The 10,566-nt window shown below is 71.8% G+C and carries 13 protein-coding genes and 2 pseudogenes; 5 read left to right on the forward strand and 10 right to left on the reverse strand.

What is annotated here, in order from left to right:
* Positions 1–310 precede the first annotated feature (310 nt).
* Positions 311–379 (forward strand): annotated as a pseudogene (locus tag B7767_RS49430) (heavy metal-responsive transcriptional regulator); the annotation flags it as partial.
* A 3-nt stretch (positions 380–382) separates the two neighbouring features.
* Entirely contained in the window at positions 383–604 is a 222-nt protein-coding gene (locus tag B7767_RS35215; protein WP_373408266.1) for a MerR family DNA-binding protein, read from the forward strand.
* A 10-nt stretch (positions 605–614) separates the two neighbouring features.
* Here the strand turns inward: B7767_RS35215 and B7767_RS35220 are convergent, their stop codons facing one another.
* The 7 genes from B7767_RS35220 to B7767_RS35250 all read right to left on the reverse strand — a co-directional run bounded on the left by B7767_RS35220 (position 615) and on the right by B7767_RS35250 (position 5,552).
* On the reverse strand, positions 615–1,991 hold the full coding sequence (locus tag B7767_RS35220) for an NAD(P)/FAD-dependent oxidoreductase (protein ID WP_013678692.1): 1,377 nt from the start codon (positions 1,989–1,991) through the stop codon (positions 615–617).
* Positions 1,992–2,038: 47 nt separating this feature from the next.
* Positions 2,039–2,389, reverse strand: a complete 351-nt coding sequence (locus B7767_RS35225; RefSeq protein WP_013678693.1) for a hypothetical protein — start codon at positions 2,387–2,389, stop codon at positions 2,039–2,041.
* A 124-nt stretch (positions 2,390–2,513) separates the two neighbouring features.
* Positions 2,514–3,149 carry a vitamin K epoxide reductase family protein gene (locus tag B7767_RS35230; RefSeq protein WP_013678694.1) on the reverse strand — a complete coding sequence of 212 codons (636 nt, stop codon included), beginning with the start codon at positions 3,147–3,149 and terminating at the stop codon, positions 2,514–2,516.
* A gap of 81 nt (positions 3,150–3,230) precedes the next feature.
* Positions 3,231–4,190, reverse strand: coding sequence for a cytochrome c biogenesis CcdA family protein (locus tag B7767_RS35235; protein WP_013678695.1), 960 nt, complete (start codon positions 4,188–4,190; stop codon positions 3,231–3,233).
* Positions 4,190–4,756: a TlpA disulfide reductase family protein gene (locus tag B7767_RS35240; RefSeq protein ID WP_013678696.1), complete on the reverse strand. Its 567-nt coding sequence runs from the start codon at positions 4,754–4,756 to the stop codon at positions 4,190–4,192. The genes B7767_RS35235 and B7767_RS35240 overlap by 1 nt, the downstream gene beginning before the upstream one ends.
* Before the next feature lie 122 nt (positions 4,757–4,878).
* The gene (locus B7767_RS35245; RefSeq protein ID WP_085575620.1) at positions 4,879–5,178 is read right to left on the reverse strand and encodes a mercury transporter; all 300 of its coding nucleotides are present in this window, start codon (positions 5,176–5,178) and stop codon (positions 4,879–4,881) included.
* Positions 5,175–5,552, reverse strand: a complete 378-nt coding sequence (locus B7767_RS35250; protein ID WP_013678698.1) for a helix-turn-helix transcriptional regulator — start codon at positions 5,550–5,552, stop codon at positions 5,175–5,177. Before B7767_RS35250 ends, B7767_RS35245 begins: the two co-directional genes overlap by 4 nt.
* 126 nt (positions 5,553–5,678) lie before the next feature.
* On the opposite strand from B7767_RS35250, the gene merA reads away from it, so the two are divergent.
* On the forward strand, positions 5,679–7,103 hold the full coding sequence (merA, locus tag B7767_RS35255) for a mercury(II) reductase (RefSeq protein WP_013678699.1): 1,425 nt from the start codon (positions 5,679–5,681) through the stop codon (positions 7,101–7,103).
* A gap of 35 nt (positions 7,104–7,138) precedes the next feature.
* The gene (gene merB, locus B7767_RS35260) at positions 7,139–7,786 is read left to right on the forward strand and encodes an organomercurial lyase MerB (RefSeq protein ID WP_085575621.1); all 648 of its coding nucleotides are present in this window, start codon (positions 7,139–7,141) and stop codon (positions 7,784–7,786) included.
* A 154-nt stretch (positions 7,787–7,940) separates the two neighbouring features.
* Here the strand turns inward: merB and B7767_RS35265 are convergent, their stop codons facing one another.
* Complete coding sequence (locus B7767_RS35265) at positions 7,941–8,177, reverse strand: hypothetical protein (RefSeq protein WP_049803811.1); 237 nt, start codon at positions 8,175–8,177, stop codon at positions 7,941–7,943.
* Positions 8,178–8,224: 47 nt separating this feature from the next.
* Between B7767_RS35265 and B7767_RS35270 the strand changes: the two genes are divergently transcribed.
* A complete protein-coding gene (locus tag B7767_RS35270; RefSeq protein ID WP_143652803.1) occupies positions 8,225–9,157 on the forward strand; it encodes an RICIN domain-containing protein in 933 nt (310 codons plus the stop codon).
* Positions 9,158–9,383: 226 nt separating this feature from the next.
* On the opposite strand, the gene B7767_RS46805 is transcribed toward B7767_RS35270, so the two are convergent.
* Together B7767_RS46805 and B7767_RS35280 are read right to left on the reverse strand one after the other, a co-directional pair.
* Positions 9,384–10,232, reverse strand: a complete 849-nt coding sequence (locus tag B7767_RS46805) for a hypothetical protein (RefSeq protein ID WP_085575623.1) — start codon at positions 10,230–10,232, stop codon at positions 9,384–9,386.
* Between the two features lie 11 nt (positions 10,233–10,243).
* A pseudogene (locus B7767_RS35280) lies at positions 10,244–10,566 on the reverse strand (XRE family transcriptional regulator); the annotation flags it as partial.

Here is a 10,566-nt window from a genome sequence, read left to right on the forward strand (position 1 = left end):
CCTGCCGCAACTGCTCCGCCCCCGGCACACCTGCAAGGCCGTCCGGAGTGCGGTACACCCGGCAGATCAGTCCCGGGACGCGCCCCTGCTCTGCGAACGGTCGCGCCCGTCGACCAGGATGGTCGGCGAGCCGGTGAAGCCGATCCGCTCGGCCTCTTCCTGAGGGTCAGAGAGATTCGGCCGAAAGGGATAGTAGGGCTTCTTGAGCGTGTCGGTGGCGGGGGGCGAGGTACGCCCTGTGGTGCAGAGGTAGGTGCCGTCCGCCGGGGTGAGTACGTAGACGGTCCGGTTCTATGAGCACGTCGGGCTGCTGCCCGCGCCGCCGCGCACCTCGTCCGGTTACCGGGACTATCCGCGGCAGGCTGTGACTCGGCTGGCGTTCGTGCGGGCCGCGCAGAGTGCCGGGCTGTCGCTCGCCGAGATCAGTGAGGTCCTGGCCGTCGTGGACGGCAGCGCAGCCCGGCGCGGGCAGGCCGCTGTCATGCTGAACGAGCATCTGCGCCGGGCCGAGGAGCGCATCGAGGAGCTGGCCCGGCTGCGGGCGGCACTGCAGCAGCTCGCCGTCTCGGGCGAACTCGAAGCCCTGGGCGGCACCCCGTGTTGACGCGCGCGGGTCAGGTGCCGATCTCTCGGTGGACGCCGCCGGCGGCGGTGTTGACGCCTTCGGCGAGGGTGGGGTGGATGTGGATCGCTCGGGCGATGTCGGTGTAGGTGGCGCCGCAGGTCATGGCGATGACGGCTTCGTGGACGAGGTTCCCGCCGTCGGGGCCGGCGATGTGGCAGCCCAGGATGCGGTCGGTGGCGGCGTCGACGACGAATTTGATCAGGCCGCGGGTGTTGCCGATGGCGCGGGCCTTGACGACTCCGGTGAAGTCCTGGCGGCCGATGAGGACCTCGTATCCGGCGGCGCGGGCGGCGGGTTCGGTCAGGCCGACGGAGCCGACCTCGGGGTCGGTGAACACCGCGTGCGGCACGACGCGTTTGGCGGTGGTGCGGTCCTGGCCGCGGTAGGTGGTGCGGTAGGCGATGTCGGCGTCGTCGCGGGCGGTGTGGGTGAACATCGGCCCGCCGCGGATGTCGCCGAGTGCCCAGACGTCCGCGGCCTGGGTGCGCAGCAGGTCGTCGACGGGCAGGAACCCCTGCTTGTCGGGCTCGAGGCCGAGGTGTTCCAGGCCGAGGGTGTCGGTGTTGGGGGTGCGGCCGGTGGCGATGAGCAGGTGGCTGCCGGTGATCTCGCCGGTCTCGCCGCCCTGGCAGCCGGCCCGGATGTGTCCGGGACGGCCCTCGACGGCAGTGCAGGTGGTGCTGGTCAGGACGGTGATGTTGTCGGCGGTGAAGCCGTCGGTGACGGCGGCGGAGATGTCGGGGTCCTCGGCGGGCAGCAGCCGCTCGGCGCGCTGGATGAGGGTCACGCGGGAGCCGAAGCGGGCGAACATCTGGGCGAACTCGCAGCCGACGTAGCCGCCGCCCACGACGATCAGGTGCTCGGGTAGCTCGGTGAGGTCCAGCACGGTGCGCGAGGTGTAGTACGGGGTGGTCTCCAGGCCGTCGATCGGGGGGATGGCGGTGCGCAGACCGGTGACCAGGAAGATCTTGTCGGCCTCGATGTCGGTGTGGTCCACGCGCAGCCGCCTCGGTGCCACGAAGCGCCCCTCGGCGGGATAGAAGTCGAGTTGCTCGGCGCGGCCGACCGTCTTGTAGGAGCCGGAGCGGATCGTCTCGACGATGGCGTTCTTGCGGGCCACGACGGCGGCGAGATCGACGGTGGGGGCGGTGGTCGTCACGCCGAACTCGGCGGCGCGGCGCACCTGGTGGGCCACCGCGGCGGAGGCGATCATCGTCTTGGTGGGGATGCAGCCGCGGTTGAGGCAGGTGCCGCCGAGTTTCTCCTTCTCCACGAAGGCGACCCGGCCGTGCCGTGCGGCGCGCAGCGCCATGGGGAGTCCGGCCATGCCGCCGCCGATCACCAGAGTGTCGTACCGCTGAACCATCAGAAGGCTCCTTTCGTGCTTTCCGCCTGGCCGAATGGATTCGGGGCTTAGCTTGTGTGGTCTGGGGTGTGCGGGCGTGAGGCGGGGGTCTGTTCGGGTGATGTGCGGCAGCCGCGGCGGGTGGTGCGGCGGTGCAGGAGCCATGCGGCGGTGAAGAGTACGGCCGCGGCGGTGAAGAACGGCCACACGGCGGGACCGTGGGTGACGGCCCCGGCGGTTCCGGCGGCGGCTCCCGCACCGGCAGCGGTCAGGACCGGGGTGCCGCAGCACAGGCCGATCATCGCCAGCCCGGTGCCCAGGGCCGTGCCGAGGGCCCCGAGCGCGGCGAGGGCGGCCGTCAGCAGGTGGCCGAGCATCCGGCGGAGCCGGATGAGGGCATTGGGGGGCGCCGTGCGCATCGACCGGGCTCCAGGGCTGGGCGGACGGGGTGAGGGTGTGGCCGGCTGCTGCCCGGGGGGTGCGGCAGCCGGCCACCCTCCCGGCCCGACGGGGGGGCGGGGCCGGGGTTCTGGGGAGGAGGGGTCAGGCCCACAGGGCGCTGCCCCACTTGGTGAGGATGAGCACCGCGATGGTGCCGATCCACAGCACGGGCACCGTCCAGTGGAACTCGGCCACGGCGCGGCGCACCTGGTCGGGGGCGGGGATGAGCCCGTGTTGGATGTTGTGCACGGTGGTGTACCAGAAGATGAGGATCGTCACGGCCCATACGAGGGTGCACCACAGGCACAGCGCGCCGATGGCGTACAGCGAGGAGTACTGCAGCCAGGTGATGAAGCCGATACCGAAGACGGTGCCGGCCTGCAGGCCCCACCAGTGCCATCGCCGGTAGCGGGCGCCGGCCAGCAGTCCGGCGCCGATGGCGATGACGGCGGGGAAGGCGACCCAGCCGATGAAGGGGTTGGGGAAGCCGAAGGTGGATGCCTGCCAGCTCTTCATGATGTTGTTGCAGGACAAGACGGGGTTGATGCTGCATGCCGAGACGTAGTTCGGGTTGGCGAGCAGCTTCATCTTGTCGTGGGTGAGCACGGCCGAGGCGAGCAGGCCGAGCAAGCCGCCCAGGATCAGCAGGAGCGCGAGGAACCGGTCGGCGCCGATCGTGGCGTGCGGGCTTCTCCGCTCGGCCGGAAAGGCCGTGTCGCGGGCTGCTGTCGTGGTCATGGGTGGTTCCGTTCCGGCAGTCGCCCGCGGCCGTGGGCTTGGTCTGTTCCCGGCCGCGGCGGGTCTGGGCGTGGGCGCGGGTCAGCAGCAGTGGCCGTCGCTGTCGCGGTCGGTGGCGGCCGGTGTGAGGACGGGCTGGGGCGCGCAGCAGTCGTCCGCTGCAGCGGCGGAGGGGGCTGTCCCGGAGGGAGTGGAGTGGGGGGCCGGCTGCCGTGTGCGGTGGCGGATGGCGGCGGCCGCCACGGCGAGGACGACCACCAGGGCGGTCACGGCGATGGCGGTGGTGTGGCCCTGGATCCAGGCGGTGGCGGTGGCGGAGAAGGTGGCGAGGCCGCCGCCGGGGGCGGCGGTGGTGGGGCCGCCGGTGGCAGCGGGGTACCAGTACCAGGCCAGGTAGGCGCCGGTGAGGACGAGGATGGCGGCGGTGATGCGGGTGCCGTGCCGGGCCAGCGTGGTGATCTTGCGGGTGAGGGCGGCGCCCGCGGCGGCGGTGGTGACTGCGACGAGCAGCAGGACGGCGGCCGATCCGGCGGCGTAGGCGGCGAAGACCGCGAGGAGTCCGCCGTAGCTGGCGGTGGCCTGGGCCTGGGCGATGACGGCGAGCAGCACGCCGAAGGTGCAGGACAGGGACGCGGCGGCGTAGCCGACGCCGAAGGCCGCCATGCGCCGGGCGGTCGGCGGGCCCGCCGACTGGCGGGTGCCGGTGGTCAGGTGCAGCCGCAGGCTGGGTGTGCGGCCGGTGAGCATGACGGCGCCGAGGAGCAGCAGGAGGATGCCGGTGGCCAGGCCCAGCCAGGGGGCGGCTTGGATCAGGGCGCGGGCTCCGGCGCTGACGATGAGTCCGGCGGCTGCGAGGGTGCCGGCGAAGCCGAGGGTGAGGGCGGCGCCGGAGCGCAGAGCGCGGGCGAGGCGTACCGGCACCGGGGAGGTGTCGTTCTCGCCGAGGGCGGCGGTGATCCAGGCGGGCAGCAGGGCGAAGCCGCAGGGGTTGACCGGGGCGAGCATCCCGGCGGCGAAGGCGAGGGCGAGCAGGCCGTTCATCACGCGCCTGCCTTCTTCAGGGCGTCCTGGATCTGGTCGGCGGAGGGGTCGGTGGCCCGGTAGGTGACCTTGCCCTGCGGGTCGACGACGATCAGTGTGGACAGTGCGCTCACCTGGTAGCGGAGCGAGAAGGTGGCGCCCTTGTCGATGGTGGCGGGCAGAGTCGGGGCCTTGATGTAGTCGAGGAACTGCCTGATCGTCTGCTTCGACTCGCTCGGGTCCATGTCCACCGCGAGGAAGTTGGCTTTCTTCCCGGCCTTGTCGAACGCCTGGGCGGCCTTGTCCAGGTTCTTGGCGCCGCCGGCGCACTCGCCGCAGCCCACCGAGAAGAAGAACAGGGCGGAGGGCTTGTTCGCGGGCACCGCCAGCGTGGTGTCGTCGAGGAGGGTGACGGTGTCCGCCTTGGCAGAGGCATTGCCACTGCTGGCGCTCGTACCGGAGGTGTTCGCCTTGGTGTCGGTACCGCAGGCGGACAGGGTGAGCGCAGCGGTGGCAGCCGCAGCCAGAGCCAGGGTGGTACGGCGGCGCAGGCGGGTGCGGCGGGCGGTGGGGGGCGGTGAGGTCATGGGTGGTGCGGGCCTTCCTCGAAAGGCCGGGACTGGACGGGTGGTCCCGGTCGGCAGGGAGCGGATGGGGGAGCGCGGCGGTGGCCGGCAGAACGGGAGGCGGGGAGCCTGTGCCGACCGGGTCAGTGCTTGCGGAGCAGGTCGCCCTCGTGCGGGTCGGTGCGGGTGGCCGGGGGGCAGCAGGCATCGCCGTTGCCGGTGCGGCGGCGCAGCCACCAGGCGAGAGCGCCGGCCATCAGGACCGCGGCCGGGGCCAGCAGCCAGGGGCTGACCAGCACCCCGCCGAGTCCGGCCAGGGCGCCGCTGGCCAGCAGTACCGGCCCGGCGCAGCAGATGATCGGCAGCAGGGCGACGCCGACCACGGCGAGGGTGCCGAGCAGGCCGCCGCGGCGGTCACCGGGCTGGGTGGGCGGAGGCGTCATCGCTGCTCTCCCTCTCCGGGGATGCGGGTGCAGCAGTCCAGGGCGGCGGCGTTGTCGGCGGCCAGCGACCGGGCCAGCATGACCAGATCAGCGACGCGGGGGTCGCCGACGGAGTAGCGCAGTTTCTTGCCGTCCCGGCGGGCGCTGACGTAACCGCAGTCCACGAGACAGGACAGGTGGACCGACACCCGGGGCTGGGAGATCCCGGCGTGCTCGACGCACTCCGCGCTGGTGCGCTCGCCGCGCTGGATGAACTCCAGCAGCTTCAGCCGGGTGGGGTCCGCGAGCGCGCGGAAGAACCGGGCCGTGGTGTCCAGGTGTGTGCACGGCACCTCGGCCGTGGCCGGGGATCCGGCAAGGACAGGGGTATTCATGGGCAGGGCCTTTCCACCAGCAGCTATTTGCTTACCCGCATAGTAAGGTGGCCATCTGCAATACGGCAAGGCGCATAGGAATGGGTCCGGCGTGCGGCGCTGGACCCCACTGAGGGAGGTAGTGCTGTGCTCCAGGCACACACCGGTTACGACCTGGCGATCATCGGCTCGGGCGCCGGCGCGTTCGCCGCGGCCATCGCGGCCCGCAACAAGGGCAGGAGCGTGGTGATGGTCGAGCGCGGCATCACCGGCGGCACCTGCGTGAACGTCGGCTGCGTGCCGTCCAAGGCGCTGCTGGCCGCCGCCGAGGCCCGTCACGGCGCCCAGGCGGCGAGCCGGTTCCCCGGCATACAGGCCACCGAGCCCGCGCTGGACTTCCCCGCGCTGATCGGCGGCAAGGACACGCTGGTGGGACAGCTGCGGGCGGAGAAGTACACCGACCTGGCCGCCGAGTACGGCTGGCGGATCGTGCACGGCACCGCCACCTTCGCCGACGGCCCCGTCCTGCAGGTCGCGCTGAACGACGGCGGCACCACCACCATCGAGGCCGCCCACTACCTGATCGCCACCGGCTCCGCCCCCACCGCGCCGCCCATCGACGGCCTGGACCAGGTGGACCACCTGACCTCCACCACCGCCATGGAACTCCAGCAACTCCCCGAGCACCTGCTGGTCCTCGGCGGCGGCTACGTCGGCCTGGAGCAGGCCCAGCTCTTCGCCCGCCTCGGCAGCCGGGTCACCCTGGCCGTCCGCTCCCGTCTGGCCTCTTGGGAAGAGCCGGAGATCTCCGCCGGAATCGAGGACATCTTCCGCGAGGAGGGCATCACCGTCCACACCCGCACCCAGCTCCGTGCGGTCCGCCGCGACGGCGACGGAATCCTCGCCACCCTCACCGGCCCCGACGGTGAGCAGCAGGTGCGCGCCAGTCGCCTGCTGATCGCCACCGGACGACGGCCCGTCACCGACGGACTCGGCCTGGAGCGGGTCGGGGTGAAGACCGGCGAGAGCGGCGAGGTCGTGGTGGACGAGTACTTGCGCACCGGCAACCCGCGCATCTGGGCGGCCGGAGACGTCACCGGCCACCCGGACTTCGTGTACGTCGCCGCCGCGCACGGAACCCTGGTCGCCGACAACGCCCTGGACGGCGTCGAGCGCACCCTGGACTACACCGCGCTGCCGAAGGTCACCTTCACCAGCCCCGCCATCGCCTCGGTCGGGATGACCGAGGCCCAGCTGACCGAGGCCGGTATCGCCCACCAGACCCGCACCCTGCCGCTGGAGAACGTCCCCCGAGCCTTGGTCAACCGGGACACCCGCGGGCTGGTCAAGCTCATCGCCGAACGCGGCAGCGGGAAGCTGCTGGCCGCCCACGTCCTGGCCGACAGCGCCGGCGACATCATCACCGCCGCCACCTACGCCATCACCGCCGGGATGACCGTCGACCAGCTCGCCCACACCTGGCACCCCTACCTGACCATGGCCGAAGCGTTGAAGCTCGCCGCCCAGACCTTCACCTCCGACGTCGCCAAGCTCTCCTGCTGCGCCGGCTGACCCACCCCACCCACCACCGGAAAGGACCCGCGCCCATGGACTCCCAGGCCCAGCAGCTCGCCACCCGGCTGACCGCCGCGTTCAACGGCGGCGGAGCCGCCAGCGCCCGCCCCTGGCTGTGGCGCCCGCTCCTCCAACTTCTCGCCCAGGGCCGACCCGTGACCGTCGAGCAGATCGCCCAGGCCACCGGCCGCACCCCCGACCAGGTCCGCGGGGCCCTCGCCGCCAACCCCGACACCGAATACGACGAGAGCGGCCGGATCACCGGCAGCGGCCTCACCCAGAACCCCACCCCGCACCACTTCGAGGTCGACGGGCGCAAGCTCTACACCTGGTGCGCGCTGGACACCCTCATCTTCCCCGCCGTCCTCGGCCGCCCCGCCCGCGTCACCTCCCCCTGCCACGCCACCGGCACCCCCGTCCGCCTCACCGTCGAACCGGACCAGGTCACCAGCGTGGAGCCGACCACCGCCGTCGTCTCGATCGTCACCCCCGACGCCCCGGCCTCCATCCGCACCGCCTTCTGCAACCAGGTCCACTTCTTCGCCACCCCCGACGCGGGCAAGGACCGGCTCGATCAGCACCCTGGCGCCACCGTCCTGCCCGTGTTCGAGGCGTACCGGCTCGGCCGACCCCTCACCGAGGCGCTCCTCACCGGCGACACGCCGCCCGGCTGCTGCTGAATCCCGTCCCCGGACGGGCACCGGCCGTGTGACACAGAGCCCGAGCCGCCCCGGGCGACCTGCGGAGATCCACTCCGGCGGTTGGGGCGACTCGGCAACGTTCTGTGTCACATCGGTCCGCAGGGGCACCGATCACACACTCAAGATCGCGCTGCTATCCATTCCGGCCGTATCTCGGCTGACCCTCCGGTTCTGCGAACGGGTCGCGTCCGTCGACCAGGATGGTCGGCGAGCTGGTGAAGCCGATCCGCTCGGCCTCTTCCTGCCCCGTGACCACGCGGGTGGCGAACCCGATGTCGCGCAGACCAATATCGTCCAGCGCTCGCCGCAGCAGGTCGGCCGCGGGCTCCTCGCTCGGGCAGTCCGGCACGACCAAGACCTCGATGTTCATGCCCTCAGGACCGCGCTCATCGCGGCATTGTGGCTTTTGGCCTCACCTTGGCTGAACCCCAGGTAGGCGAACCCAAGCAAGATCAATCTCACCGGGATTTCCTGTACCTCAACTACTCACACCCGAAGACCGGGAAGTCGGCCCTGCCCTCCGGGCAGAGCGGTGACGGCAGCCGGGTGGTCGCGGTACCGGTCGATCCGAATCATCTGCCCCTGCAGAACTTCGAGATCGAGGCGGATCCCGAGTACCCCGGATACCACCGTGTGCGCCACGTGTACTCCGGTGCCTATCTCGGCCAGATCGACACGGCCGACTCGGAGGTCTACACGAAGACGCACTGGTACGGAACCGAATCGCTCTGGGCTCTGGTCGAGGGCGACGATCACACGTGGATGCTGGTCAATCACCACACCGGCCAGGCACTCACGTCCGTCGTGGTGTCGGGTCAGGAACGGCTGTTCGGCCGTGACTGGGACGTCGAGGACTCGAGCCAGCGCTGGTTCCTCCAGGACGCCGACCAGGCGCTGGAGGCCTACGAGATCGCCGACACGACCGAGTCACCCGGTCAGGTCCTCCGCCCGCTGAACGGCTCCTCCGAGGAGGGCGCCCCGCTGGAGACGGTCCTCGACAGCAACGACCCCAGCGAAGAGTTCACCATGATCGAAGCGGATGCCAGGAACGGTGAGGACTGCTTCTACGCGGTCAACCGGGACGGGAGGTATCTCAATTCGACGAACGGCTCGGTGGACAGCCCGGCAGAGGGGAACACCCTCACGCTCAACGCGTACCACCCGGACTCCGACGGCTACCTGCTCTGTTCGGGGACGGATCCCCGCACGGAAGCGACAGCCCTGAGCCAGCACCGGCGGTTCAACGAGTTCGTCTTCCTCACCACTCGCGGAACATCCGCCTATGTGGGTCTGACCTACTCGGTCCAGAACGCGAACCTGTTCCGGTTCGTGTCGAAGAACAGCCGCTGAGGTCACCCCTTCGTGACAGGCACGCGTGTCGCGCACCGGCGGCGTCCGTCAGCATGACGCGGACACCGCCGGTGCAGCGGGACGCCGCCCATCGGAAACACCGGGGTCCCCTTCCCGCCACGGCGGGAAGGGGACCCCGGTGTTTCCGCACCCCCCGACCCGAACCTCCTGTTCCGGACGGAACCCGGCTCGACGTGTGCCGGCTCGACGGTGGGACGGCTCCGGGTCAGGGCGTGGCCGCGCCCCGGTGTGCGCAGGACGGCCGTGCCCGGGGGTCCTCGTTCCGGTCGTGGTCCGTGCGGACGGGCAGGGCGGGCGCGGTGGCGCGGGGGGTGCGGGTGCGGGCCCTGCACGGTGGGGCGGCGGTGAGGAGGAAGTCGATCCGGTCGGCGAACCGGGGTTCGGGGACGGGCAGTTCGATGTTCGGGTGGCGGTCGTAGTGGGGGGTGACGGCGTCGGCGACGTAGTTGGTCAGGGCGTCGATGCGGTGGGGCCGGCGGCGGCGGCCCGGGGCCGCGAGTTCGCTGAGGATGCGGAGCACGGTGGGGAGTCCGGCGTCGAAGCGGATGTCCGTGGGCGGGCACGCGCCGGCGACGGTGAGGGGTTCCGACACCCCGGCCTCGGGGGTGAGGTCGAGGCCGGTCTGCTGGGCGTAGAAGGCGGCGGCGTGCTGTTCGCCGCGGACGCGGTGGTGCAGGGAGAGGGTGTAGCAGGCCGGGGGGTGGCCGTCGCCGGCGGCGTACTGCCACCAGAAGCGGGCGCCGTCCTCGATGCCCGCGAGGTGGAGGGCGCAGCCCAGGAGCCAGGCGCTGTGGTGGTCGGGGACCTGGTCGGTGAGGAAGGCCAGGACGTCGGGGGTGAGGGCGGTGACGGCGGTCTCGCACAGCGTGTGGAGCTGCCGGGCCACGGCCGGGTCGGCGTGACCGGTGTGACCGGTGTGGCAGGGGTCGGCGGTCAGGGGGGCGGCCGGGAGGTCGTCGGGGCGGGTGCCGTCGTCGTGGGGGACGGTGTCGTCGGGGACGTCGGGGTGGTGGTGCAGGCGGGCTCGGGCGAGGAGCTGGTCGATGGCAGACATGACGGGCGGGGTCACTCCCGGGTGTCGGGGGCGTCGAGGAGGGCCTCGACGGTGGCACGGGCGTGGTGGTCGACGGCGTGGGCGATGGCGGGGCTCAGGCCGAGGACGTGGGGGATGCGCTGGTCGGGGATGCCGCACAGGTAGTGCAGGACGGCGACGTCCATCTGGTCGTCGGGCAGGCGGCTGATGGCGTCGAAGAGGTCGACCAGTTCGGACAGGGCGATCATGTGTCCGGGGTCCTGGGGGGTGCGGATCTCCCGGGTGGAGAAGACGGCGGCGCGCAGGTCGGGGTGGCCTTCGTGGCGGGGGGGGCGGAGCATGACCCGGGGGCGCA

The organism is Streptomyces sp. 13-12-16, from assembly GCF_002114215.1.
Taxonomy (GTDB): domain Bacteria; phylum Actinomycetota; class Actinomycetes; order Streptomycetales; family Streptomycetaceae; genus Streptomyces.